The following is a 25,092-nucleotide window of genomic DNA, read 5'->3' on the forward strand; positions in this document are numbered from 1 at the left end:
TAAAAACAGAAACATGCCAAAATTTCTCCTAAGTCTAGTTTTAATTTGTGCCACTACGTTTGTATGGGCGCAGGATTCTCAGCAAGAAAAACTGGAGCAACGTAAAGCTCAAATTCAGCAGGAAATCAGAGATAACGAAAAGATGCTCCAGTCTGTTCGAAAAAAAGAGAAATCTGCTGTGAATGAATATTTAATTCAGGCAAACAAAATTAAACTAAAAGAGAAATTAATTAATACTACGGCAAAGCAAGAAAGGCTGATTAGTAACGATATGTATATTAATCAAGTTCAGGTAAATAAACTTAAAAAGGAACTAAAAGTTTTAAAAGAAGATTATGCTGAGATGATTTTAAAATCATATAAAAGTCGTTCTGAGCAAAGCCGTGCGATGTTCATTTTATCGTCTGAAAGTTTTTTACAAGCTTATAAAAGAGCACAATATTTAAAGCAATATACTGCATTCAGAAAAAATCAAGGTCTTGAAATTCAATCAAAAACAGCTCAGTTAGTTGATTTTAATACAAAGCTGGATGGACAAAGACAAGTAAAAAAGAAAATCATTGCTGAAAACCAAAAAGAAAAAGTTACTCTAGAAGCAGAGAAAAAAGAACAGCAAAAATTGGTTAATGCTCTTAAAAAGGATAAAAATAAAATTGCCGCAGATATTCGATCAAAACAAAACGAATCAAAACGTATTGACAAACAAATTGACCGTTTAATTCGTGAAGCCATTGCCGAAGCAAATAGAAAAGCAGCTGCAGAAAGAGCAAAAGCAAATCCAGGTTCTAGTGAAGCAAAAGCACCAGTTTCTTCTTCAAAAATCGCATTGACACCAGAAGATAAAATTCTTGCTGCTGACTTTAAAGCAAACCGTGGAAGATTGCCTTGGCCAGTAGAAAAAGGATTTATTTCGCTTGGTTACGGAGATCAGCCGCATCCGCTGCATCCTTCAATTACAGTACACAATTCGGGAGTAGAAATTACAACAGAAGATGGAGCAAGCGCTAGAGCAGTATTTGCAGGAGAAGTTTCTAAAGTAATCGTTTTATCACCAGTGAATAAAGCAGTTGTGATTCAGCATGGAGATTACTTTACAGTATATCAAAACTTAAGCTCAGTTTCGGTAAGTCAGGGAGATAAGGTGACAACTAAGCAAAATATCGGACGAGTTAGAACAAGTGGAGATACAGGAAAAACAATTATCAAATTCCTGATTCTTCAAAATACATCAAACAATAATCCGGAAGGATGGCTTCAAAGCAGATAAAATTTAAGGGAGCATTTTAGCTCCCTTTTTTATTCAATTATAATTTAATCATATTGTTCTAGAAAATATCTTACAACATCAGTAGTTGTTACAATTCCTTTTAGTTCGCCCTTATCAACAACTGGAAGAGCATGAAAATCTTCTTTCACAAAAATTTCTGCTAAATCTCGAATGATAGTATCTGATGATACTGTTTTCGGTTTCGAAGTCATAACTTGAGAGATGGTTAGCATTTCTAGTATCGCTTCATCGGCATTTTGTTGACCTTCAAACAAAGCTCCAAAAGTCAATCGGTTAATATCTGTTCGGCTGATTATTCCAATTACTTCCTTACCTTTTACAATTGGAATGTGACGGATTGTATTTGCTTTTAATTTTTCGACTACTGTTTTAAGATCATCTTTTTCGTTTGCTGTCACTACAGTTTTTGTCATAATGTGACTGATTGGTTCTCTTTTTTTCATAATATTTTGGCTTTTATTTTATATTAAAGGTGTAAAATATTTCAGACAATAAATATGATTTTTATCATCTTTAAATATTGAAATAGAGAGAATTAAAAAGGACGAATTAGCGTTATTTAGCAAAAGAAATGAAGTTATTTTGAAGAAAACGATATCAGAATATAAAAATCATTTCATTGTTCATTTGAAATTGTAGAGAGTAAAATTTAAAAGTAGTATTTTTGCAGTATGGAAACAAATAGACAGAAAAAAATAGGCGGTGTTCTTCAGAAAGATCTGGTTGATATCTTGCAAGGTGAAGTGAGAAAAAATGGAATTACTAATTTGGTAATTTCAGTATCCAAAGTAAGTGTAACTACAGATTTATCTGTGGCAACAGTATATTTAAGCATTTTTCCGCAAGAAAAAGCTAAGGAAACTTTAGAGGCAATAAAAACCAATACAACTTTAATCAAACATGATTTGTCACAGCGAGTACGTTTGCAGTTGCGTCGTGTTCCAAATTTGGTATTCTTTATAGACGACTCTCTAGATTACATTGAAAAAATCGACAATGCGCTTGCAGGTAAAGAAAACCCAATAGAAAATAGAGATCTTTTAGAAAAAAGAAGAAAGTCATAATTTGAATTTCCCCTTATACATAGCCAAACGTTATATTTTTAGCAGCAGTAAAAACAATGCTATAAATATCATTAACCGTATTGCCAGCATGGGAATCATTGTTGGTACAATGGCTTTGTTCGTAGTTTTATCTGTTTTCAGCGGACTTAAAGTTTTTAGTCTTTCGTTTACAAATGAAATAGATCCTGATTTAAAATTGGTAAGTACGTATGGAAAGTCTTTTTTACTTACTCCAGATCAGGAAAATCAAATTAAGAAAATCAATGGTGTTGCTTCTTACACCAAAATAATAGAAGAGCGTGTTTTGTTTTTATTTAAAGACAAACAGCAAGTTACTTACTTAAAAGGCGTTGACAGCTTATATCCAGTTGTTAATGATATAAAGAAAAAGCTATTTAATGGACAATGGCTAAAACCAGATAGTTTTCAGGTTGTTATTGGTTACGGTTTATCTCAAAATTTCTCTATGGGAATTCTTGATTTTGAAAACCCGCTTCAGGTTTTTGCACCAAAACCAGGAAAAGGAGCAATCGATAATCCTGAAGAAGCTTTCAATAAAACAGATGTTTTACCCGTTGGAATTTATTCAATTAGCGAAGATCTGGATTCAAAATATGTATTTGCAGATTTAGGATTAGTACAAGAATTATTAATGTACAAACCAAATCAGATTTCTGGGATTGAATTTAAATTAAAAGAAAATGCTGATGAAGCTTCAGTAACTGCGCAGCTAAATTCTATTTTTAAAAATAAAATCACTTTAAAAAACAGAGCGCAGTTAAATGAGTCTTTGTATAAAATGCTTAATACAGAGAATATTGCAGTTTACTTAATTTTTACTTTGGTGATCATCGTGGCACTTTTTAATTTAATTGGAGCCTTGATTATGATGATTTTAGAAAAGAAAGGAAATCTTAAAACCCTTTTCAATTTAGGAACAGATATCAGCCATCTTCGAAAAATATTTCTGCTTCAAGGAACTTTATTAAGTGTTTTTGGCGGTTTAATCGGACTTGCTTTAGGTGTCATTCTCGTTATTCTTCAACAGCAGTTTGAACTTATAATGATCACGCCAACTCTGGCATATCCAGTAGTTTTCACTGTAGAAAATGTTCTAATTGTAATGACAACTATTATTTCACTAGGTTTTGTTGCTTCATTAATTGCAAGCAGCCGTGTTAGTAAAAAACTACTTGATTAATAACTTCTTAAGAAATATTAATTATATTTACCGCCTTAAAAAACTACAGCATATGATTGTTTCTGCCTAATCCTAATTTTATTTTTTAGAATAATTAGGATACTTACGTTTACTTTTTTAGTTCAGATTTAAATGCATCTGAACCAATTTTATCATTTATCCTAAAATATCATGACAGAAACAACTATAAAGAAAAGCTTCTTTTCTAAATTTTTTACCACTTTAAAACAAGCCTTAAAAGGCGACGAATCTTTTGATTATACTTCTGGAAGCATCAAAAAAGCCGTAATTCTATTGGCCATTCCGATGGTCTTAGAAATGATGATGGAATCGGTTTTTGCTCTGGTTGATTTATATTTCGTTGGGCATTTGGAACATAGCAGTTTTGCCATTCAGACTGTTGGTTTGACCGAATCAGTTTTGACTGTAATTTATTCTTTGGCAATCGGAATGAGTATGGCAGCAACAGCAGTTGTAGCAAGACGAATTGGAGAAAAAGATCCTGTCGCTGCAGCAAAAGCCGGAATGCAAGCGATTATTGTGGCGTTTGCAATTAATAGTGTAATGAGCATTTTCGGAATTATATACGCAAAAGATATTTTGATTCTGATGGGTTCTTCTGTAGAATCAGCCGAACATGGTTTCCGATTTACGCAAATTATGATTGGTTCTAGTTTGTGCATTATGCTTTTGTTCTTAATAAACGGAATATTCCGCGGAGCAGGAAATGCAGCAATTGCCATGAAAAGTCTCTGGATTGCCAATATTTGCAATATCATCTTATGTCCTATTTTAATTAATGGTTTTGGACCAATTCCAGCTTTTGGATTAGTTGGTGCGGCGTTGGCAACGACTATTGGAAGAAGTATTGGAGTTTTATATCAAGTATATCATTTGTTTTTTGGAAACGGCATTTTAAAAATTAAGATTCCTTATTTTGCTCCAGATTTTACACAAATAAAAGCATTAGTAAAAATTGCAGCACCTGGAATTTTGCAATTTGTAATTGCTTCCTGCAGTTGGATTTTCTTGGCACAATTAGTAGCAACAACAGGAGGCGATCATGGTTCCGCAGGTTATCAAACAGCATTAAGAATTATGATGTTTTTTATACTTCCAGCTTGGGGATTGAGTAATGCCGCTGCGACTTTGGTTGGTCAGAATTTAGGAGCCAAACAAATCGAACGAGCCGAAAAATCAGTTTATACAACAGCCAGATATAATGTAATTTTCATGGCTTCGATTATGATTATTACTTTAGTTTTTGGTCAATATATTATTTCGTTTTTCACGAATGATCAGCAGGTCAAAACCATTGCAATTGAAGCTTTGCAGATCATGAGCATTGGATTTATTTTCTACGGAATAGGAATGGTTTTGATTAATACTTTCAACGGAGCAGGAGATACTTGGACGCCAACCGGAATTAACTTCTTCGGATTTTGGCTGTTTCAAATTCCATTAGCTTTTATTCTGGCAAAACATTTTAATATGGGACCAACTGGAGTTTTTATTGCCATTCCTGTTGCAGAAACTGCAATTACTTTGGCAGGAATCTTTTTTTATAAAAGAGGAAAGTGGAAACGAATTCAGGTTTAATTTATAAAAAGAAAGACCTTCAAATTTTTGAAGGTCTTTCTTTTTTATAGTTCTTTATCAAAGATTATTTTAAACAAACTCATATCCAGCATAAACTTCTTCGATTTCTTTCATAATCGCGAATAAATCTTCAGGAGCATCTGTGGTAACTAGTTTTTGTTTGAATTCTTTAAACGAATGAATTCCTTTGAAATAATTGGTATAATGACGACGCATTTCAACAATTCCTAAGCGCTCGCCTTTCCATTCCATTGACCATTTTAAGTGATTTCTGGCAGCTTCAACACGATCGATAACTGTTGGAGCAGGCAAGTGCTCACCCGTTTTGAAATAATGCTTGATTTCGTTAAAAATCCATGGATAACCAATCGCGGCACGGCCAATCATAATACCATCAATTCCGTATTCATTTTTATAGTGTAATGCTTTTTCTGGACTGTCAATATCACCGTTTCCAAAAATTGGCATTGTAATTCTTGGATTGTTTTTTACACGTGCAATATGCGACCAGTCAGAATGACCTTTGTACATTTGTGCACGGGTTCTGGCGTGAATTGTTAAAGCCTGAACTCCAATATCCTGAAGTCTTTCAGCAACTTCATCAATATTGATTGAGTTTTCGTCCCAACCCAAACGTGTTTTTACCGTGACAGGCAAATCAGTTCCTTTGATAACGGCTTGTGTCAAACGAACCATCAAATCAACATCTTTTAAAACTCCAGCTCCAGCGCCTTTACAAACTACTTTTTTTACCGGACATCCAAAATTGATATCCACTAAATCAGGTTTTACAGTCGAAACAATTTTAGAAGACATTTCCATGGCTTCTTCATCACCGCCAAAAATCTGAATTCCGACAGGACGTTCGTAATCAAAAATATCCAGTTTCATGCGGCTTTTTATAGCGTCACGAATTAATCCTTCCGATGAAATAAATTCAGAATACATCATGTCAGCGCCATGCGTTTTGCATAATCTGCGAAACGGCGGATCGCTAACATCTTCCATCGGTGCTAGTAATAAAGGAAATTCGGGTAATTCTATGTTGCCAATCTTGACCATCTTCGTAATTTTTTGCAAAATTACAACATTTTAATCGAATTGACACAATTCGAGGGACAAAGGCTCAAAGGCACAAAGGTTCAAAGGCTTTTTTATCAGACAATTAAGAAACCTTTGAGTCTTTGTGCCTTTGCCACTTTCTACCTAATACTAAGATCTATAGTCGAAAAATCGAATTGGTTTTCTACTCATTGGATTAAAAACCAACGGATTTAAAACTTCTTTTGAAGCAAATTCTATTTTTGGAGTTACTCTTAATTTAGCTCTAAAATGATCTTTTATTTCCTGTAAAAATTCAGGGGTTTGATTTTTAACGGCAATTTTAATCAGGATTTCATCAGTGCCTAAATCGTTGGTCGAAATTTCAATCAAATGATTTTCGATATTGTCAAAACTGCTTAAAACATCATTCATCGCTGGCGGATACAATGTTGTTCCTTTATATTTGATCATTTGTTTTTTGCGCCCAACAACTGGCCCGACGCGTAAAGTATTTCTGCCGCAAGTGCAAGGTTCGTCATGAAACTGAACCATATCTCCAGTTTTAAAACGAAGCAAAGGCATCGCTTCAATTCCTAAAGTAGTAAAAGTAAGTTCGCCAGTTTCACCATTTTTTACAGGCTGATTATTTTCGTCTAAAACTTCTACAATGATTAATTCTGGATGATGATGTCCACCTTTTCCATGTTCACATTCTGTAAAAGCGGTGCTCATTTCGGTAGAAGCATAAGTCGAAAACAATTGAATGTTCCATTTATCTGTGATTTTTTTCGATAAAATATTCATTGAAAAATCCTGTTCTCTTAAAGATTCTCCAATGCAGATTGCACCTTTTATGCTCGAGTTATTATAATCGATACCGTGCATTTCCGCGTATTCAATTAATTTCAAAAGGAAAGAAGGAACGGTAATTAAATAAGTCGGATTGTATTTTAAAATAGAATCCCATTGCATTTCTGGAATTCCTGCACCGACGCGAATAACGCCCACTTTCAATTTTCGAAGACCAAGAAAATAAGCTAAACCAGCCATAAATTTTCTGTCAATTGTTGTCATCAATTGTACTACATCTCCTTCTGAAATTCCAGCACAGGCAAATGAAATTGCTTCATTATAAGCCAATCGATCCAAATCAGAATCGGTTAAACCAAAAGTTACGGGATCTCCTAAAGTTCCTGAGGTCGAAGCGTAATCAATAATTTTATGTTGCGGAACGCACAAAAAATCATCGTTGTATTGCTGCAAATCTTCTTTGGTTGTAACAGGTAAATGTTGTAAATCTTCCAGCGTTTTAACTTTCGAAATGTCAATATTTTGTCCAGCAAAAAGTCTTTTGTAAAAAGGGGAATTTTCACTGATGTATGCTAAAAGTTCGGATAATTTTTTTTCTTGAAAAATTTTAATTTCTTCTAAAGAATCTTTTTCTATTGCTGGAATCATTTTAATTTTCTTTTGACTTTTTTTAAATATTTTTCAATCTTTTCTTTATCAGGAACTGTAGTGATTTCATGACTTAAAGCCTTTTCAAAATTAAGCTTTGCTTGAAGAAATTCCTTTTCTTGGTAAAAGTACAATCCTGTCTTATAATATACAACCCAATAATTAGGGTTTAATGCTTGATAATTCTGAAGAAACTCTGGAGAAATCGTTTCTTTTTTTTCCAGAAGCGAATCTATTTTATGATTTTCGATTTTAAATTTTTTAAAATTCTGAAAAGCAGTTGTTTCCAAAAAAGGATCTTTGGCAATATTCAAATTTTCTTTCTGAAACGATTTTGCTACATTTCGGTTTTCACCAAAAATCGAATTTAAATCGAAACAAACAAATTCGCCTAATTGAAATGGATTTGCCGAAACCCAAACTAATTTTTCCTTTGGTTTAAAGATAATTCCGTGATGCGCTAAAAGCTGATTCAATGCTTTTTCATTTCCATAGCCCAAAGAAATATTTTTCAAACCTTCTTTATTTCGAAGAATTTTTGAAGCAATTTTAGGATTGACTTTTGGATTTTCAGAAAGCAATTCTTGCATTCTTTCATAACGATATTTAGAATGGCTGTTGGCAATTTGTTCTAAATTTCGTTTGTCATTTTGAAAAACTTCACCTTGAAAATGGTTCGAACAAATTAATTGATCGCTGTTTGGAACATCATAAACGTCCATTTTGTCTGGCGAAACTTCAATTAGAATCGCTTTGTTATCACTGGCGCTTCCAACCATAATTGATTCAGAAACAAATACTTTTCGCTTTTTTGCGAGAGCAATTGCTTCGTCCAGATTTTTGGCGTGTTGTAAAATTTCGCGAGTTAAAATCGAAATAGGAGTTTTTGCACTAAGCGGAATTTTAGATTTCGAAGCGTTTATGGTAACAGTTAAACCTTCTAAATTCATTCCAGAAACAGCACCAATCATTCCAGGCCAAGTAACCATCATAAACGGAAATCCTTCTTTTGGTTTTATAAAAGCAGCAATTTTATTTTCTGCGAATGCATCATTCACATAAAAATCAAAATTACGCGCCAAGATCAAATTTCCATCTTCCGATTTTTCATTCCAAGCCGCAAAAGAAGAACAGCCAACCAAAGCTAAATCCTGAAGCGCGTGTCCAATATCGTGCGCAGCGTGGAGGTATAAACTGCGCTGAAATTGCGGTGCGATATTATCAAATTCGTTTGAAGTGTACTGAGAAACCCCATAAATTTCAGTTTGATATTCATCGGGAACATTTAGATATAGTTTTCTATTATACCATTTTAGAAAATTACGAAGTAATCTCTGTTGGAATTTTGACGGAATTAAATCAGTTATTTTCGAAAAAAAAATACGTTGCTGTTTATGTAAAAGAGAATCAGTTAACGCACCAGTTGAAAGTCCAATTTCGAGTGGATCTCCTTCGACATATAATTCCCAAAGACCTTGTTTGTTTTTTAAAAGTGAATTTTTTCCGGCAATAAAAATACTATCAGATAATTTGGTGACAACAGGTTTTGTATCATTTAAACCCGTAAGATCGGGTGTGTGTTTTTTTGATTTTGAAGTACCGCAGGAAGTTAGCAAACTTAAAAAACCGATGAAGAAGATATATAAGATTCGGTTTTTCATAATGACTTATTCAGATGCTTTTTTAATTTTTTCGAGCAGATATTCTTTTCCTACAATTTCAGAGCAAGTTATAACCGCTCCAACCGTAACACCCAAGACACCATGCATGTTAATACTTTGTCCTGTAAGATAAAGATTTTCTAGCTTAGTTTTGGTAGGAATCAAAGTTTTCATCGGATTATTTGAATCTTTAACATATCCGTACATATTTCCGCCGTCCCCGCCAATGTAATCGCGATACGAAAGTGGAGTAGAAGTATGAACAGATTTGATGCAATCTTTTATTCCAGGAAATTTTTTCTCTATTTCTTCTAAAAATTTTGAAGCTTTTTTTACTTTGAATTCTTCGTAGCTTTCGCCTCGATCGTTTTCTTCAAAAGTGGTGTTAAAAGTGTTTTCCCAAGCTTTGACATCATCATATTTCATGTACGTTAAAAACGTCATTCCGTCTGCCCATTCTTCGTCTTTTTTTGACGGATTCATAGAAGCCATAAATGTTTTTGGCCATGAATTTTCATCATAATCATAAGAAGTCCAAACATCACCGGCACTTTTAAAATGATAATAATTATGATTGATGTATTTAAAAGTTTTAGGCTTAAAAACGATATACAAACTGAAAGCAGAAAGTACGTTTTCTAAATTCTGAATTCTATTGAAAAACGGTTTTCGAAAATTTTCCTGACCCGCCATTTTCAAAGTCATTTTTGGTTCGATGTTCGAGATAAAATACGTTCCGGAAACTTCGGTTCCGTCTTTCATTTGTACCGAATTTACCTTTTGGTCTACGACTTGAATTTTTGTGACTTCTTTATGTTTGAAAAACTCTCCGCCATATTTTTTAAGCTGTTTCAGTAATTGCTTCGTAATTTGACTTCCGCCATTTACACATCGCCACGAACTTTCAATGTATGAATTGACCACAAGCGCATGAACGTAAAAAGGCGATTTATCAGCAATTCCAGCGTAGAGAAAATTAGAACCTCCCAAAACTGCTTTTAGCTTTTCATTTTTGGTAAAAGAATCGATGGTTTCTTTCGCGTTAAGCGTTAAAATTTCATCGTCATATTTTCCCTCAGATTCTAGATTGTATAGCGGAAATGTTTTGCAGACCGCTTTTATTTTCTGGCAGTAATTCTCAATATTTTCTTTTTCTTCGGGAAAGAAATGTGTTAATTGTTCAATGAAATTTTCGAAACCTTGTGCGTGCGGATATTCGGTTTTATCGTCATCAAAAGAAATAATATCAAAACCATTTTCATCTAATTTTTTCAGATTTAAATGATCCATTATTCCGATATATTTGAAATATTTATGAAGATTTTGGCCTTCGCCTAAACCTCCTATATAATGAATTCCTGTATCAAAAATGGTTTTATCTCTTACGAAAGTCTGAAGATTTCCACCGTATTGATTGTTTTTTTCGAGTACACAAACGCTGTAGCCTTCTTTTGCCAGAATAACAGCAGAAACTAATCCGCCTAAACCGCTGCCAATTATAACTACATCGTACTGTTTTTTCATTATTTTTTCTTTAAAATAACTAAAGCATCTTCTTCAGAAACAATTTCAAAATCCTTTAACTGATTTTTTAAACGAGAACAATTCACTAAAATTATGGAAGAAACGGCAGAAATTACTTTTTCGATTTCCTCTTGATAACTTTCGTCAGAAATTAAAAGTATATCGTAATGATTTTCAAGTGCCAATTCTAATTTTTCGAGATAAGTTATTTTTCTCTTTTTAACTAAATAATTCGTTTTGGCAACCAGCAATTTTTCTTCATCATTTATAAAAGAAAGTATTTTTCGCTGTGGTTCCTGCAAGGCAAGCAAAACATCCAGTTGTCCGTAATCGTTTCCTAAATGAAGGAGTTTTGCTTTTGGCGCAATATGCTTGTTTAGATTGTAATACGTTTCAAGATTCTGTTTTACATCTTTTTTTACGCTATTTCCAATTTCGATTTCTTTATAATCATAACTGTTAATCAGCATTGTTTTAAAATAATCAGGACCTTCTAGTTCGTGCCTTATTTTACGATATTCTGCTTTAAAGAAAGAACTTATTTGCTTGGTTCTTTCGGCATAATTAGTTCCAAATAAAAGATTTTCTGGCGTGATTCTTTCTAAAATGGTAACTGTTAATTTTCCGTGATGAATTACAAAATCGCCTTTCGGAATTAGTTCAGAAGCGCCATGAATGACCACAGGAATAATATCAATTTTAAATTCTTCGGCAAGGAAAAATGCTCCTTTGTGGAATCTTTTTACAACATTACTTTCTGATCGTGTTCCTTCTGGAAAAACCATTAACGAATAACCTTCATTTACTTTTTTGCGTAAATGTTCAACTCCGCCTTCCAGACCTTCAGAAACGGGATAAAAACCTGCTTTTCTCACAACACCGCCAAAAATAGGTGAGTTGTAAACCCAATCGCTCACCAAGAAAATAATTTTTGGACTCAGCATTCCGATCGATAAAATATCTAGAAACGAAGAATGGTTAGCAATAATTACTGCTGGTTTTTCAAAAGTTTCATTGAAATTATTAACGACTTTTTTACGAATAAACGGATTCGAATACAATACCGATTTCATGAATTTTGAAATCACATATCGGAAAACTTTCATTTTTGATTTTTTACTAAAAGGCAAAATTGGCATAATAGTAAAACTGAAAATAGACATTACGATTCCGCCCAAACCATAATAAGCAAATGAAATAACGCCATGAATGAAAGTTCGCAATTGAAAAGGTGGATTTCCTTTTTTTGGACGATTTGATAAAAACAGTTTGAATAAAATTGGATAGAAAATAAATGTAATTATCAGCGCGGCAAAAACCCCAATTAATGAAACCAGTGAAATAGAAGTAAGTGCAGGATGTTTGGCAAAAATCATCGCACCAATTCCTAAGATTGTCGTGATAACGGCTAGAATAATTGAGGTTCTGTAAATGGCAATTTCGTTGACACCATTGGTGTATTCTTTTTGTAAAGCACTAGTCATGAAAATACTAAAATCGACTCCGTGACCAAAAATTAAGGTACAGACAATCATACTGAAAATGTTCATCTGAATGCCAAAAATGCCCATAATTCCTGCTGTTACAATTCCCGTCAACGCAATTGGAATAGAACTTATGATCACTAATTCAATTCTTCTGAAAAAGAAAAACAGAATTAAGATTACAGCAACAAAAGAATAATTTACAAGCGAATTGAAATCGGTTTTTAAAGTGCTGAAAAACGTTTCGTTCATTTGCTGACGATCGATTGCAATTACGTTTTCTGCTTTAGAAGTCGATTTTACAAAAGCGTCACGCTGTTCAGGAGCAACTTTTACTAAAGTTGAAATAGTATAAAAACCATTTTTTTCTGTAATAAATTCTTGTAGCTGAAGTGCTTTTATTTTTAAAAATTCAGCAGCAGAAACTGGTTTGAAATCAAAATCTAAATGATCAAAAAATAAATTATAAGTTGAAGGTTTAAAACCAAGTTTAGCGCCTTCAGCAATTAATTCTGATTTAACGAATTGTTTTTTTTGTGGAGTCCAGAATGAATTCCATTTTTCAATCTTTTGAAACTGTTCTTTTTGAGAAAGCACAATTCCGCCAACTGAACTAAAGTTCAAAATTTTATGCTGTTCTTTTTCTTTTGATAAATCTCCAAAAAGTTTGCTGTTGTGCTGCAAAGCTTCTTCCATGGTTTTTCCATAAGAAGCGACATAAATAGTTTTGGAAGTTAAACTGGTACTTTCTTCCAACTGTTTTTCGGCAGCTTTAATTTCTTTCGGAATAAAATTTAGCTGGGATAAATCGTTATTAAAACCAACATCATTATAAGTAAAACAGCAGATAATGGTAATGATAACGCAAAGCCCAATTAAAATTTTATTATTGTGAAAAGAAAAATGCGCCATTTTATCAATCACATTTTTCTTGTGCTCTGCTGGATTTTCTGTTGGTTTGTATAAATGTGGAACAATTAGAAGCGAGAAAATAGCGGAAGCCATTACAATAACAGCAGCAAAAATTCCGAGATCATTCAATGCATCTGATTTTACAAAAAGCAGACATAAAAAAGCAACGGCAGTTGTAGAACTACTCATGATGACAGGCATCGTAATGTCTTTATACAATGTTTTTACATCACTGTTATGCTTGTAATGCGTGAGAATATGAATAGAATAATCAATAGTAATCCCCAATAAAATAGAACCAATTCCTAATGAAATTGCTGAGATTTGTTCTTTAACGAAATATAAAAAAGCCACTGCAAATAATCCTCCGAAAACCGTTGGAAGAAAAATAATCAGCGGAATTAAGACTTTTCGATAAAATAAAATTAGAATCAGCATTAAAGTAAACATCGCGATTGATGTTGTCAAAATAATATCTCCTTTAATCTGATTGGCATTTGCAACGGCAATTAAAGCAGAACCAAAATAACTGATAGAAGTTTTTCCTTTAAATTGTGTATTTAAATTTTCTTGAATCGATTTCAGTTTTTCGGCAAAAATGGTATTCTTTTCTGTTTCGCTTGACGGAATATTTGAAGTGATAAAAAGCAGTAATTTCTTTTTATCTTTCGTCATTACAAAACCATTTTCTAATGTAAAATCGTCTCCAATATTTAATTGCTGTAATTTTTTTAAAGCAATAAAAGAAATCCCAAACGGATCTTGCAGAATAAAATCTTTGGTAATAAATCCAGACGGAGAAATAATTGATTTGTAATTTCCTTGAACGGTTGTTGCGATACTGTCTTTCTGCAATTTCTTTTCGATGTCAGCATAATCTTTGTCATCTAGAAAAAGAGGCAAATTATTGTATACAAAATCAATAGTTTCCTGAATGTTTTCTTCGTCGATTTTTCCTTGAATTCCAGTTATATAAGGTTTGCAGGATTTAGAAACGCTGTCTGAAAATACAGTTGCCATTTCTTTCAAATCATCGGTAGAACCATTTTTATCCAAACTGAAAATTACAGTGGTCTTATCGGCAAAGTTTAATTGTTTTAAGACTTTGGCGGTAACATCGGTTTTATCGTTTGTTGGAATAAGTTTGGTTATATCTTCTTCAAATTTTAATCTTGAAGCAAAAAATCCAAAGACCAGAAGCATCAGAACAGCCAATAGAACCGAAAGAGATTTTCTTCGATTTACAAATAAATGAATGGCGTAGAAGTATTGATGCATAGTAATTTTATTTTTTTCCGCCACGAATTCACGAATTTATTATTAAACGAATTCGTGAATTGGTGGTGAATAAATATTTTAATTCGTTTTGTTTTTAGAACTAAAAGCCGTTAAAAGCAGATAACTTATAAAGCCAACTGATAGCGCTGAAACGGATGCTAAAATAAGACTTCCTACGATATATTGTGTAGCATTTTTTTGAATATCGTCGAGCGTAATCGAACTGTCCAAAACCAGTGGCGCATCGCTAGACACGAAAATACTCCCAACTTGCAGCGAAGCATAAATAATAAACGGAATAAAAGGCGGAAAACTTACGTTTGAAGTAAGGTAAGCAATGACTTTGTTGAGTCTGAATAGTGCAGCAAACGTAAAAAGCAATACGGTTTGAAATCCCCAGAAAGGTGAAAGCCCGATAAAAATACCAAGACCAATGGCAGCCGATTTTTTAAAATTGGAATCGTTGCTTTCTAAAATATCTTCTAAAAAGAATTTTTTAAAACCTTTTTTTTTTGCTCGGCGAAAGAAATCCCGAGGTTTTATATACAGCAAAGCATTAGTTACCAAAACGGTATTTAAAATACTGATTCGGGTAAAATCTTGAAACGGACGGAAATGCGAAACTCTTTCCGCAGGATCATACAAAACCTGAATCGGAATATTTTTAACAACAATTCCTTTCCACGCTGCACGTACAATAACTTCGATTTCAAACTCAAATTTATTGGTATAAAAACGTTTTGGAAGCAATCGAAGCGGATACAATCTAAATCCAGATTGTGTATCATCTAGTTTAATTCCAGTTTCAAACTTGAACCAGAAATTAGAAAACTTGTTTCCAAAACTGCTTTTTTTAGGAACATTTTCCTGAGTCATATTGCGGCTTCCAATTAAGAGAGCATTTGGCTCATCTTGAATTGCTTCCAAGAAAACAGGAATATCTGTAGCGAAATGCTGTCCGTCAGAATCGATTGTAATGGCATATTCAAAATCCAATTCTAGCGCTTTTCTAAATCCGTTTCTCAATGCTCGTCCTTTTCCTAAATTTTTAGGATGATGAATTTGAGTCAGCTGTGAATATGATTTTAGAATTTCGCTTGTAGAATCGGTTGAACCGTCATTGATAATAATGACATTTGTGGTGAAATCTAAAATAGAATCCAGTACTTTTTTCAGCGTTTTTTGATTATTGTACGTAGGTACAATAACGCAAAAGTTGGTAGAACTAAGTAATTCTTGCTGTGATTTCATGAGACGATTTTTGAGCTTACTTTACAAATTGCTTCTCTTTTTCAGAGAAACTTTTAGATTGTAAAACAAAGTCTTTAAGATAATCTTTCAAAGCGGCACCTTGCGATGCATAGTACGTCGTGATGAATTTTTTATCTTCTTTGATATTTTTCTTGTAGCCCGTAATGCCAGGAACATCTTCCTGAACACTTAGTCTGATCATTCGCATTTCTATATTGCTTGGATCGCTTTTTATGGTTGCTTCAAGTAATTTTGCACCTTCTTTAAAACGCTCCATTTTCTGACCTAATTTCTTTTCGAATTTGGAATCTACTAAAATAGAAGCCGCTTTGTAGGCTACTAAAATTTTATCATCATTATTAGAAACTCCAGAAAGTTTTGTTACAAAATCTTTGGCATTGGTTTCTGATTTTGCTACATCAGAATACATTTTGCGGATTGAAGCCAAATCTGGCGTTCCAGCAAAACTTACCCATAAAAGTAATGTCAGTAACAGTTTCATAATTATATTTTTTTATACACATTGCTCAGTTTAAGAGCAGTAGTGTCGTTAAAGTAAGTCGTGTTTTTCACTTTTACTAAATCGTCTTCAGTAGCTATAATATCTAGTTCTAATCGTAATTCTGGTGTAACCTCTGGATTAATCAGCGCCATGAATTTTACATTTGCCAAAGACTGGATCATCAACGAACTTTTGGTAATAGATTCGGTAAGTTCTTTAATAATCTGAATCATACAAACACCAGGCATAATTGGATTTCCAGGGAAATGTCCTTTAAAAACCTCATGCTTAGCATTCACTAAAATGGTAATAATATATTTTGAATCAGATACTTTTTCTTCTGATAGTATTTTATAAAAATCTTCTAAAATCATATTTTTATTTTCCAAGCAAATTGGGAAATCCCTAAAATTATTATTCTGCTAATGCTTTTATTTTGTTTTGAATGTATAACTAATACCAAGTTGAAAAACCTGATTCAAAATTACTTGATCATAATAATAACCATCGTCAATTCCATCGTAGCCATAAATATCAATTAATCCTTGTTTAAGTCGAGCTTCAAAAGTTAAACCATTTGGCAAAGTATAACCAAGACCTCCAACAAATGAAAGATCAAAATCTTCGGGATTTGTATTCACATAATTATCACTAACTTTTAAATCTAAAGAAGGGCCAGCCAATAGATGAAAGCCTCCACCACCAAAGTTAAATTTTGCAACCGCTCCAAGTGTTACATAATTCAACTCGTACTTTTCAGAATAATAACGGCCATCTTCAAAATATCTTCCTTCATCACCTTGTCTTGAATAATTTATCTCTGGCTGAACCGAGAAAAATTTATTGAATTTAATATTTACCAATCCACCAATATAGAAATCAGTTTTAGAGCTATTATCATCAATATTGGTTAATGTTGATATATTCAAACCGCCTCTAAATCCTGGACTAGCTTTTACTTGTGCGTTACTTGATCCGATTCCGATCAATAAAACAAATGCAATTACAATATATTTTCTCATTTCAAATTGATTTAAAGTTTATGATTAGTTTAATTTTTTATTCTGATTTTAGCTGCTGTAAATCGATTTTCAGCTTTATATTTTGATGAATTATTTGAATCTTTTCAGCAAAAATATTGTTTTCTGAACTGAAAAGCAGTGTAAATTTTTCTTTTGTTTTTGACGAATGAACGATCTTTTCTAATTTCTGATCTTTTTTGGAGATAAAAACGTAATTGTCTCGTTTACCATCTGCCGATTTATAAATGTCACTTGATTCGTTTTCAAATTGTTCCTGAATTTGATATTCTTTCTTCAAAAGCAGTCTAAAATCTTCTTTTAAAGTATTAATTAATATTTTTCGATCCAATTCTGAAACAATAGAATTGACTTTAAAATCGGTTTCTGAAATTTCAAAATCCATTAATTTATTTCCAAATTCGGTTGTAAAAACAATTCGGTGCGTAGTGTCGTTTATTTTCTTGGCAATGAAAATTCCAGATAATTCATTTCCGTAAACACTGATATTGGTTTTATAAACATAATCGGTTTTTGAATCTGTGAAATACGGAACGGTATAAGATGTTTGATCTAATTTTTTAGGTGTGTAATTTTTTGTGACCGAGCCGCAAGAAATTAAAACAATTGCCAGAAAGCAATTAATTAGTAAAAACTGAATCGTCGATTTTTGCATTGATCACTTTATTTTTAAGTACAATTCGAGTATAATCTTCAGATGATTCTAACAATTTTACCTGAACAACTGTTGCTTCTTCTTTGTCGAAAGTCAATTCGATTTGTTTGATGTATTTCTTAAGCGTCGCATCTTTCGGAATAAATTTCGCCAGATTCTGACCTTTTAATTTAAAGTACGAAATCGTAAATTCCTTATCGTCAAACATATTTCCGCTTACACTGCCAACAATCAATTTATTAATTCGGGCAAAGATTTTACTGTTTCCAATATCAACAGCGCTTTTCTTTCCTTCATCGTTGATCAGGATTTTTCCATTTTTGAAAGTAATGCTGTAATTGTACGGTTTTTTATATTGCCATTGCAAAAGTGCAGGTTCTTTAAAAACCATTTTTCCTGAAGTTTCAATATCTTTCGAAAGAAAATCTAAATGCTTGTACTGAACAAAATCAGTAGTTAAAGTTTTGATTTTTTTGGCTACAACATTTACGTCTTGTTTGAAAGATGCAATTTCGGCATCGGTCATTTTTTGTTCCTGCGCGAACAAATTGCCTGAAATAAATAGAATGAGCAGTGCTATTTTAGTTTTCATATTTTATAATATTGTGCTTAATGTTTTTGCCACGAATTACACGAATTGCCACGAATTTTTTATTTAATAAGAATCCGTTTTTATCCGCGTCTTCGCGAAGGCGAATCTGTTTTATCCGCGTCCAATTTCATAAGCATTAAGTTTCAGTAATTCTTCAACAGAAATCACTTCATAATTATTTTGCTGTAAAAATTGCAAAAACTGTTCCAGTACCAAAACAGAATGTTCTGCTGTATCATGCAAAAGTACAATTCCACCAGGAGAAACGCGTTTTTTAATTCGATTGAAAATTAATTCCTGATTTTTGGTGCCTCCATCAAGAGAACGAATATTCCAGCCAATTGTTTTATGTCCAGTTACTTTTAAAGCTCTTCTGATCGAAGGTGTCGTAACTCCGTAAGGTGGACGAAAAAAGTTTATTTTTCTAGAAGTGAATTTTTCCAGAAGTGCGTCTGCTTTCTGAATTTCTTCAGTTATTTTTTTTGCATTATAGAAATCAAAAAACTTAGAATGTGAATACGAATGATTTCCGACTAAATGACCTTCATCAATCACTTTTTGTAGAATTTCAGGATGCGTTTCGATGTTTTTTCCAATACAGAAAAAGGTTGCTTTGGCGTTGTATTTTTTTAAAAGTTCTAAAACTTCCAAAGTATAAATGCTTGGGCCGTCATCAAAAGTAAGCGCAATTTTTTTTTCTGTTTCTAAAGGATTATTACAAAAAGCTTCTACATGATAATTGGAGGAAATGCGTGCAGAACCAAAAGCATTTATTCCAATCCAAAGTAGAATTATAACAACAAACCACAGAAAATGAATTGCATTATACAGATTCAAAAGAAACAATAAAAGCAATAAAAAGATAAAAAACAGCGATATGTTTTTGTGCGTTATCATTTTGACAGCAACGTAAAACTATGGTTTTTTCCGTTTAATTGGTTGTATAATAAAATCGTTTTGTAATCTGATTTTTCGACAGCATTTACTTTTGCAATTTCAGGAATTTCTTGAGTTTTCAATATTTTAGAAGCCATCCAAAAAGCAAAAGCCGAAGCTGTATCGTATTCGCCGCTCAAATGTTTGTAATATAAAACAGGAGTTTGGGCAAACGACTTTTCAGCAAGATTTCTATAATAATTTTCAAAATCAGCATTTCCGTCAAAACCTAAAATTATGGCATCAATAGCTGAAATTTCTAAATGATTCGATTTTAAGAAAGAAATAATCGCTGCTTCAACTTCATTTTCTTCCAAAGTATTTACAATAGAAACGTCTAGAAGTTCGGCATAAGTGTTTTCTTTTCTTTCGTTTTCTAAAACAAAAAAACTAGCGCCTTCGCCATAAACAGCTCCACTTGTTGTAGAATTTAAAACATCGTAAGGAGCAGAGTTGTCTGCTTTAATACGGCCGTTTAATTTAAAAAGCGAAGTGGTATAATCTCCATTTTCGTCAACGCCGCCTACTAAAATTGAATTGGCTTCGTCTTCTTCAATCTGCATTTTAGCATCAATAAGAGCCGATTCAAAAGAAACCGCTCCATTCACGTAAGTAAAATTATAACCTTTACATTGCTGTAAAAGTGCAATTTGAGCACCAACTGTATTGTGAGTAGATTGAATAAAAGAAGTCGGAGTTAAAAACTCTTCGTTATTATCTAAAATGCTTTTCAGGAATTTTTCAGAATCTTCAATACATCCTAAACCAGTTCCTGTAATAATTGCATCTACGCTTTCAACATTCGCATCTTTCATGGCCAAAGCTGAAGCTACGATTCCATTTTTTACACCTTTTGCCATGCGTCGGCTTGCAGCAGGCGAAATATATTCTTTGTATGCTGGCGGAACAATTGCCAGTACATTTTCGTCATGATTTACAACAGCCTCTTCCAAAAAAACAGTATCAAATGTTTTTTGAGTCGAAATACAGCCTACTCCATTTATATATGTTCTTTTTGTCATTAGCTTTTTGAAAATATAAGAGTTGAACAGTTACCTCCAAATCCGAAAGAGTTGGATAAAACGTGTTCGATGTTTTTATTTTTTAAAGTTGTTTGCGGTTTCAAATCAAATTCTTCCATCGGAATGTCAAAATTTAAGTTTGGATAAACCACATTATTTTGAATTGCCAAAACACTGTAAACGGCTTCAATCGCAGCAGCTGCCGCTAAAGTATGTCCCGTAAAAGGTTTTGTAGAACTAAAATCTGGAACTTTTTCATCTTTGTAAATTCTTTTCAAAGCTCTTCCTTCAGACAAATCATTATTTGGCGTTGCGGTTCCGTGAACGTTGATGTAATCAATTTCAGAAGGTTTTAAACCCGAAACATCAAACGCTTTTTTCATCGCCAAATAGGCGCCGTCTCCATTTTCTGAAGAAGCCGTTTGGTGAAAAGCATCGTTTGCATTTCCGTAACCAGAAACTCTTGCCAATACTTTTTTATTTTGCTTTTCAACAATTTCATCCGATTCTAAAACCAAAAAAGCGGCAGCTTCTCCAAGATTTAATCCTTTTCTGGTGTTGTCAAAAGGTTTGTTGTAATCGTCAGATAAAATCATCAAAGTCTTAAATCCGTTGATGGTGAATTTTGCCAAAGCATCGGCTCCGCCAACAATTACGCGATCTAGTTTTCCCGTTTTGATCAATCTTGCACCTAACATAATCGAATTGGCTGCAGACGAACAAGCGGTGCTTATGGTTGTCACCATTCCTTTTAAACCTAATTCCTCAGCAATTTTTTCGGCAACATCTCCGCCATCGTGGCAAGTGATGTATTTGGTCAATTCTGGTTTTTCGAAATAATCGTAATAATGTCTTTCCGTCATGTCCATTCCGCCCACGCTTGTAGCCGAAATAAGTCCCGTTCTAAATTCATTTATATCGGTAATGTTAGCATTTTCAACAGCTTGTTTTGCTGCCAAAGTGCCAATCATAGCGGTTCTGGAAAAATTATTATCCTCATTTAGTTTCAGTTCATCGATAAGATCTTCATTGGTTTTTTTTATTTCACCAACTTTGATAACATCTGCGTGAACAGTCGAAATATTTTGAATACGAGAAATGCCGATTTTGTTTTCAGTCAGTGAAATGTAATTTTCCTCAACCGAATTACCAATCGCAGAGATAATTCCCATTCCCGTTATTGCAACACCTCTTGCCATTTTAGATTTATGATTTTAGATTTTAGATTCTTAGAACTTTGTCAAAGTTTAAAACTTTGACAAAGTTGTGGATTTTCAGATTTTTAGTAAGATTTTCAGCAATCTAAAATCTGCAATCTACAATCTATAATTATTTTGTTCTATTTGCGCTGATATAAGCCGCCATAGTTTCGATTGACTGGAAAATAGCTTTTCCTTCTTTCGGATCTACTAATTTAATTCCGTAATCTTTATCTAAAATCACGATCAATTCAAGTGCATCAATCGAGTCTAAACCTAAACCGTCTCCAAACAATGGGTCGTTATCAGCAATATCTTCTACTGCAATATCTTCAAGGTTTAAAGTTGTTATGATTTTATTTTTTAATTCTTCTTTTAATGCTTCCATGATTATTTATTGTATAATGTATTGATAGTCTCGTTTGTATATTTTGCATTTTCTTCTGTACTAATTGTACATAAAAAAGCTTTATAATTGTCGTTAAAATATTCTACCCAACCGCACAAAACTACATCTGCTTTATTCGTATTCAGAAGAATATTCGAATAATTGGACATAAATTCGGTGTTAAAGGTGTCAAATATAAAGAAAGAATTTTCACTTTTCAGCTGATGACGTATACTTATTTCGCCCAAACAAATATTTGGCAGCGTATAAACAAAGACCGCCGGACTCGGATAATAGTTTTCTTTATCTGAAATCGACTCCTGATATTTTACGTCGGTATCTAAACTTGATGATTTATTGGCCAAAACCAAAGCGATATTATTTTCCTGCTCTGTTGAGGTAATCGGGCTCAAAAGCAATTCTGAACCTAAAAAAGCCAGTTTGCTCAAAGCATCCATTTTGAAAAATTTTGGATACTGCATTCCAAAACTACGATAGGATTGTTTGGAGAAATCGGCAAAATCGGTTGGTTCAATTTTGAATGCAGAAGTTCCGTTCAAAACAATTTCGTTGTTTTGGATGGTGATGTAAGATTGTATGTAGGTTTTGTTTTGAGTCATTTTTTATTTTATATAATCTTCTGCTTCGTAAGCATCAATAGGAAAATCTTCTTCAGTAACTGATTTATAAAAGAAAGTTCCAATACTCATTTTTAAGTCAATATAAATTTTGTCTAAATCTTCAATATTTTCTTCTTCCCAAAGGATATCATGAAAAAGATATCCGACATTTCCTGTTTTTGTATTTAAAACAATTGGATCGCCATTAAGACCAGAGCCAATAATTAATAAATTATGCTTGTAAATTTCTTTATTCTCTTCTTCGAGATTTTCTATTCTAATTCTATTTACGCAATTGAAATAAACATTTCCGAATTCAATTTCTTCTCTAAAAGAGAACGTTTTGAAAAAAACTATTACTTCTGAACATAAATCAATGCTTTCTAAAAACTCAATGGTTTTATCTGTTACTTTGATTACTTCAAAATCAAAATTTTGAATTTTTAAAGCTTTTTTAAAAAGAGATTCGTCTAAATCCATGATGTCTGTTTTTTACGAATCCCAAGTATGAATAATTTTATTTACTTTCCATTTCCCTGCCTTGTTTTCAATTAAAACAAGAAAACCTCTTCCGCATTTTCCACCGCCACATGAAGCGCCAGCTGATAAAATTCCTGATTTTTTTGTTTTATCAAATTGAATTCTAGATATAAAAATAGTTCCAACAGGTATCAAAGAATTACTGTTATCGTTTAAGTTCCATTCTTTTTCATGAAGATACTTGGAAGTACTTTCAAAACGAAACTTTTTATTATTCTTAAAAGGTTTTAAATCAAATTTAAATTCTTCACCTTCTTTTAAAGTGTCATACGCAAAGTTTGAAAGAACAATTTCTTTAGAAATCATTTCTGTTTCAAAAGAACTAATTTTTCCAACTTGGTCATAGACACCTAATAAGATTCTTTTTTTAATGTTTTTTATGCTGTCTTTATACTGTAAATATTTCTTTAATTCTGCAGCATGTCCTGTGGTATCTATTTTATTTGTTTTAGAACTAAATAATGGAGGAGGTGGTCCAAGCATCATTCTTCGATCCATATAAATAGAATCTACAATTTCGACAAAAACACTATTTAAAACCTCTTTTTCAAATTCAGATTTAGGCACTTCTTTCTTCTTACATCCAAAAGATGAAAGAAGAACTAAAGTTATAAATATGAATTTTGATAGTTTCATCTTATTTCACTTTCTCAAAAATCACCGCCGTATTACAACCTCCAAATCCAGAAGCTGTTTTCAGGAAATATTCAATTTTCTTTTCTTCGTTTTTCTCAATAATATTAATTGGCTCGCTAACTCCAATTTCATCAAAACCTTTCGATTCAAGAAGCTTATTTTGATTAGCAGATTCTATCGCAATTACGGTTTCCAATAATCCCGAAGCACCTAAAGTATGACCGTAAAATCCTTTCAAACTATTAACTGGAACATTTTGTAAATCTAAACGAGTTAGAGCAATCGCTTCCATTTCGTCATTATAAGGCGTTGCGGTTCCGTGTGCTGAAATATAATCTAATTTTCTGGCTTCAATTTGAGCTTCTTTCAAAGCATTCTGAATACTTCTAAACAAACCTTCACCCGTTCTTGATGGACCCGAAATATGATTGGCATCGTTTATCGAACTGTCGCCAATCACTTTTATTTTAGCGTTTTTCGCTTCTGCCGAAACTAAAACAGCTGCAGTTGCTTCGCCTAAACTTACTCCAGTTCTGTTTTTAGAATACGGTTTGCAAGGCAGTTCGCTCATCGCTTGGAAAGCATTAAAACCAGACAAAACAAATTCTGAAACTTCATCGCCTGCAACTACAAAAATGTTGTCGTAAAGTTCAGACTGAATCATTCTTTTGGCAACAGAAACTGCCAAAATTCCAGAAACGCAGGCATTTGAAACTACAATTGGCTGAGTTTGAAACTTGAAGAAATCGGCAACGTTTTTAGCTAGAACATCTAAATGTGCGTTGTTGAAACTTTCTTCAGAATCATTTGCCAAAGCTGTGACATTTCCTTTCGTGGTAGAAAGTATAAAAGCAGTTTTTGAATTTAACGCTACTCCAGAATTTTTGATAATTGGCTCTAAAGCCAAAATCATCATTTTCTCTAAACGAGAATATTTTGTCTCAGTGCTGATTTTTGCAAAAGCACTGTTTATTTTTTCATCAGAAATAATCGAAGCGTAAAACGGATTCGGCATAAGAGAAACATCGTTATGAAGCTGAATTCCAGAATCACCACGAAGAATGGCTTCAACATTTGATTCAACATCAAAACCTAAAGGCGTGATGCAATTTGTTTCTGTGATATATATTTCTCTTAACATTTTATGATTCTAATTTCGTGAAATTTTTGCTTGCAGATTTGGCAGATTGAGCAGATT

General features: G+C 32.9%; 24 protein-coding genes. 4 read left to right on the forward strand and 20 right to left on the reverse strand.

Features of this window, described 5'->3' with window-relative positions; genetic code table 11:
• The first annotated feature begins 13 nt into the window (after positions 1–13).
• Positions 14–1,267 carry a murein hydrolase activator EnvC family protein gene (locus OD917_RS12130; protein WP_263523772.1) on the forward strand — a complete coding sequence of 418 codons (1,254 nt, stop codon included), beginning with the start codon at positions 14–16 and terminating at the stop codon, positions 1,265–1,267.
• A 44-nt stretch (positions 1,268–1,311) separates the two neighbouring features.
• On the opposite strand, the gene OD917_RS12135 is transcribed toward OD917_RS12130, so the two are convergent.
• Positions 1,312–1,731 carry a CBS domain-containing protein gene (locus OD917_RS12135; protein WP_263523773.1) on the reverse strand — a complete coding sequence of 140 codons (420 nt, stop codon included), beginning with the start codon at positions 1,729–1,731 and terminating at the stop codon, positions 1,312–1,314.
• A 228-nt stretch (positions 1,732–1,959) separates the two neighbouring features.
• Between OD917_RS12135 and rbfA the strand changes: the two genes are divergently transcribed.
• From rbfA to OD917_RS12150, 3 genes are all read left to right on the forward strand, one after another.
• Positions 1,960–2,352 (forward strand): 30S ribosome-binding factor RbfA, encoded by a 393-nt coding sequence (gene rbfA / locus OD917_RS12140; protein WP_144216310.1) that lies wholly within the window; start codon positions 1,960–1,962, stop codon positions 2,350–2,352.
• Position 2,353: 1 nt separating this feature from the next.
• Positions 2,354–3,553, forward strand: a complete 1,200-nt coding sequence (locus OD917_RS12145; RefSeq protein ID WP_263523774.1) for an ABC transporter permease — start codon at positions 2,354–2,356, stop codon at positions 3,551–3,553.
• 171 nt (positions 3,554–3,724) lie between these two features.
• Positions 3,725–5,152: an MATE family efflux transporter gene (locus OD917_RS12150; RefSeq protein WP_263523775.1), complete on the forward strand. Its 1,428-nt coding sequence runs from the start codon at positions 3,725–3,727 to the stop codon at positions 5,150–5,152.
• A 69-nt stretch (positions 5,153–5,221) separates the two neighbouring features.
• On the opposite strand, the gene dusB is transcribed toward OD917_RS12150, so the two are convergent.
• The 19 genes from dusB to OD917_RS12245 form a co-directional block, all read right to left on the reverse strand.
• Positions 5,222–6,214: a tRNA dihydrouridine synthase DusB gene (gene dusB, locus OD917_RS12155; protein ID WP_263523776.1), complete on the reverse strand. Its 993-nt coding sequence runs from the start codon at positions 6,212–6,214 to the stop codon at positions 5,222–5,224.
• Between the two features lie 150 nt (positions 6,215–6,364).
• Positions 6,365–7,654 (reverse strand): phenylacetate--CoA ligase family protein, encoded by a 1,290-nt coding sequence (locus OD917_RS12160; RefSeq protein WP_263523777.1) that lies wholly within the window; start codon positions 7,652–7,654, stop codon positions 6,365–6,367.
• A complete protein-coding gene (locus tag OD917_RS12165; protein ID WP_263523778.1) occupies positions 7,651–9,315 on the reverse strand; it encodes a C45 family autoproteolytic acyltransferase/hydolase in 1,665 nt (554 codons plus the stop codon). The genes OD917_RS12160 and OD917_RS12165 overlap by 4 nt, the downstream gene beginning before the upstream one ends.
• Before the next feature lie 6 nt (positions 9,316–9,321).
• The gene (locus OD917_RS12170; RefSeq protein WP_263523779.1) at positions 9,322–10,839 is read right to left on the reverse strand and encodes a phytoene desaturase family protein; all 1,518 of its coding nucleotides are present in this window, start codon (positions 10,837–10,839) and stop codon (positions 9,322–9,324) included.
• On the reverse strand, positions 10,839–14,513 hold the full coding sequence (locus OD917_RS12175) for a 1-acyl-sn-glycerol-3-phosphate acyltransferase (protein WP_263523780.1): 3,675 nt from the start codon (positions 14,511–14,513) through the stop codon (positions 10,839–10,841). Before OD917_RS12175 ends, OD917_RS12170 begins: the two co-directional genes overlap by 1 nt.
• A gap of 78 nt (positions 14,514–14,591) precedes the next feature.
• Entirely contained in the window at positions 14,592–15,764 is a 1,173-nt protein-coding gene (locus OD917_RS12180) for a DUF2062 domain-containing protein (RefSeq protein WP_263523781.1), read from the reverse strand.
• Positions 15,765–15,780: 16 nt separating this feature from the next.
• Positions 15,781–16,266 carry a hypothetical protein gene (locus OD917_RS12185; protein WP_263523782.1) on the reverse strand — a complete coding sequence of 162 codons (486 nt, stop codon included), beginning with the start codon at positions 16,264–16,266 and terminating at the stop codon, positions 15,781–15,783.
• 2 nt (positions 16,267–16,268) lie between these two features.
• Positions 16,269–16,640, reverse strand: coding sequence for a 3-hydroxyacyl-ACP dehydratase (locus OD917_RS12190; protein WP_263523783.1), 372 nt, complete (start codon positions 16,638–16,640; stop codon positions 16,269–16,271).
• A gap of 57 nt (positions 16,641–16,697) precedes the next feature.
• Entirely contained in the window at positions 16,698–17,288 is a 591-nt protein-coding gene (locus OD917_RS12195) for a porin family protein (protein WP_263523784.1), read from the reverse strand.
• A 37-nt stretch (positions 17,289–17,325) separates the two neighbouring features.
• Positions 17,326–17,961: a hypothetical protein gene (locus OD917_RS12200; protein ID WP_263523785.1), complete on the reverse strand. Its 636-nt coding sequence runs from the start codon at positions 17,959–17,961 to the stop codon at positions 17,326–17,328.
• Entirely contained in the window at positions 17,927–18,553 is a 627-nt protein-coding gene (locus OD917_RS12205) for an outer membrane lipoprotein carrier protein LolA (protein WP_250834586.1), read from the reverse strand. The genes OD917_RS12200 and OD917_RS12205 overlap by 35 nt, the downstream gene beginning before the upstream one ends.
• A gap of 111 nt (positions 18,554–18,664) precedes the next feature.
• Entirely contained in the window at positions 18,665–19,450 is a 786-nt protein-coding gene (locus tag OD917_RS12210; protein WP_263523786.1) for a polysaccharide deacetylase family protein, read from the reverse strand.
• Positions 19,447–20,511: a beta-ketoacyl synthase N-terminal-like domain-containing protein gene (locus tag OD917_RS12215; protein ID WP_263523787.1), complete on the reverse strand. Its 1,065-nt coding sequence runs from the start codon at positions 20,509–20,511 to the stop codon at positions 19,447–19,449. Before OD917_RS12215 ends, OD917_RS12210 begins: the two co-directional genes overlap by 4 nt.
• The gene (locus OD917_RS12220; protein ID WP_263523788.1) at positions 20,511–21,710 is read right to left on the reverse strand and encodes a beta-ketoacyl-[acyl-carrier-protein] synthase family protein; all 1,200 of its coding nucleotides are present in this window, start codon (positions 21,708–21,710) and stop codon (positions 20,511–20,513) included. The genes OD917_RS12215 and OD917_RS12220 overlap by 1 nt, the downstream gene beginning before the upstream one ends.
• Positions 21,711–21,840: 130 nt before the next feature.
• On the reverse strand, positions 21,841–22,098 hold the full coding sequence (locus OD917_RS12225; RefSeq protein ID WP_008465883.1) for a phosphopantetheine-binding protein: 258 nt from the start codon (positions 22,096–22,098) through the stop codon (positions 21,841–21,843).
• Positions 22,099–22,100: 2 nt separating this feature from the next.
• Positions 22,101–22,718, reverse strand: coding sequence for a 3-oxoacyl-ACP synthase (locus OD917_RS12230; protein ID WP_263523789.1), 618 nt, complete (start codon positions 22,716–22,718; stop codon positions 22,101–22,103).
• Positions 22,719–22,721: 3 nt separating this feature from the next.
• Positions 22,722–23,198, reverse strand: coding sequence for a hypothetical protein (locus tag OD917_RS12235; protein WP_263523790.1), 477 nt, complete (start codon positions 23,196–23,198; stop codon positions 22,722–22,724).
• Between the two features lie 12 nt (positions 23,199–23,210).
• Positions 23,211–23,894, reverse strand: coding sequence for a hypothetical protein (locus OD917_RS12240; RefSeq protein ID WP_263523791.1), 684 nt, complete (start codon positions 23,892–23,894; stop codon positions 23,211–23,213).
• Between the two features lies 1 nt (position 23,895).
• Complete coding sequence (locus OD917_RS12245) at positions 23,896–25,035, reverse strand: beta-ketoacyl synthase N-terminal-like domain-containing protein (protein WP_263523792.1); 1,140 nt, start codon at positions 25,033–25,035, stop codon at positions 23,896–23,898.
• Positions 25,036–25,092: the final 57 nt, after the last annotated feature.

The organism is Flavobacterium sp. SH_e (genome assembly GCF_025717045.1).
In the GTDB taxonomy this organism is placed as follows: Bacteria; Bacteroidota; Bacteroidia; order Flavobacteriales; family Flavobacteriaceae; genus Flavobacterium.

Bases quoted from the DNA above. Each gene is read 5' to 3' on its own strand.
- OD917_RS12130 (WP_263523772.1), top strand. From the start codon at position 14: ATGCCAAAATTTCTCCTAAGTCTAGTTTTAATTTGTGCCACTACGTTT.
- OD917_RS12135 (WP_263523773.1), bottom strand. From the start codon at position 1,731: ATGAAAAAAAGAGAACCAATCAGTCACATTATGACAAAAACTGTAGTG.
- rbfA (WP_144216310.1), top strand. From the start codon at position 1,960: ATGGAAACAAATAGACAGAAAAAAATAGGCGGTGTTCTTCAGAAAGAT.
- OD917_RS12150 (WP_263523775.1), top strand. From the start codon at position 3,725: ATGACAGAAACAACTATAAAGAAAAGCTTCTTTTCTAAATTTTTTACC.
- dusB (WP_263523776.1), bottom strand. From the start codon at position 6,214: ATGGTCAAGATTGGCAACATAGAATTACCCGAATTTCCTTTATTACTA.
- OD917_RS12160 (WP_263523777.1), bottom strand. From the start codon at position 7,654: ATGATTCCAGCAATAGAAAAAGATTCTTTAGAAGAAATTAAAATTTTT.
- OD917_RS12165 (WP_263523778.1), bottom strand. From the start codon at position 9,315: ATGAAAAACCGAATCTTATATATCTTCTTCATCGGTTTTTTAAGTTTG.
- OD917_RS12170 (WP_263523779.1), bottom strand. From the start codon at position 10,839: ATGAAAAAACAGTACGATGTAGTTATAATTGGCAGCGGTTTAGGCGGA.
- OD917_RS12175 (WP_263523780.1), bottom strand. From the start codon at position 14,513: ATGCATCAATACTTCTACGCCATTCATTTATTTGTAAATCGAAGAAAA.
- OD917_RS12180 (WP_263523781.1), bottom strand. From the start codon at position 15,764: ATGAAATCACAGCAAGAATTACTTAGTTCTACCAACTTTTGCGTTATT.
- OD917_RS12185 (WP_263523782.1), bottom strand. From the start codon at position 16,266: ATGAAACTGTTACTGACATTACTTTTATGGGTAAGTTTTGCTGGAACG.
- OD917_RS12190 (WP_263523783.1), bottom strand. From the start codon at position 16,640: ATGATTTTAGAAGATTTTTATAAAATACTATCAGAAGAAAAAGTATCT.
- OD917_RS12195 (WP_263523784.1), bottom strand. From the start codon at position 17,288: ATGAGAAAATATATTGTAATTGCATTTGTTTTATTGATCGGAATCGGA.
- OD917_RS12200 (WP_263523785.1), bottom strand. From the start codon at position 17,961: ATGCAAAAATCGACGATTCAGTTTTTACTAATTAATTGCTTTCTGGCA.
- OD917_RS12205 (WP_250834586.1), bottom strand. From the start codon at position 18,553: ATGAAAACTAAAATAGCACTGCTCATTCTATTTATTTCAGGCAATTTG.
- OD917_RS12210 (WP_263523786.1), bottom strand. From the start codon at position 19,450: ATGATAACGCACAAAAACATATCGCTGTTTTTTATCTTTTTATTGCTT.
- OD917_RS12215 (WP_263523787.1), bottom strand. From the start codon at position 20,511: ATGACAAAAAGAACATATATAAATGGAGTAGGCTGTATTTCGACTCAA.
- OD917_RS12220 (WP_263523788.1), bottom strand. From the start codon at position 21,710: ATGGCAAGAGGTGTTGCAATAACGGGAATGGGAATTATCTCTGCGATT.
- OD917_RS12225 (WP_008465883.1), bottom strand. From the start codon at position 22,098: ATGGAAGCATTAAAAGAAGAATTAAAAAATAAAATCATAACAACTTTA.
- OD917_RS12230 (WP_263523789.1), bottom strand. From the start codon at position 22,718: ATGACTCAAAACAAAACCTACATACAATCTTACATCACCATCCAAAAC.
- OD917_RS12235 (WP_263523790.1), bottom strand. From the start codon at position 23,198: ATGGATTTAGACGAATCTCTTTTTAAAAAAGCTTTAAAAATTCAAAAT.
- OD917_RS12240 (WP_263523791.1), bottom strand. From the start codon at position 23,894: ATGAAACTATCAAAATTCATATTTATAACTTTAGTTCTTCTTTCATCT.
- OD917_RS12245 (WP_263523792.1), bottom strand. From the start codon at position 25,035: ATGTTAAGAGAAATATATATCACAGAAACAAATTGCATCACGCCTTTA.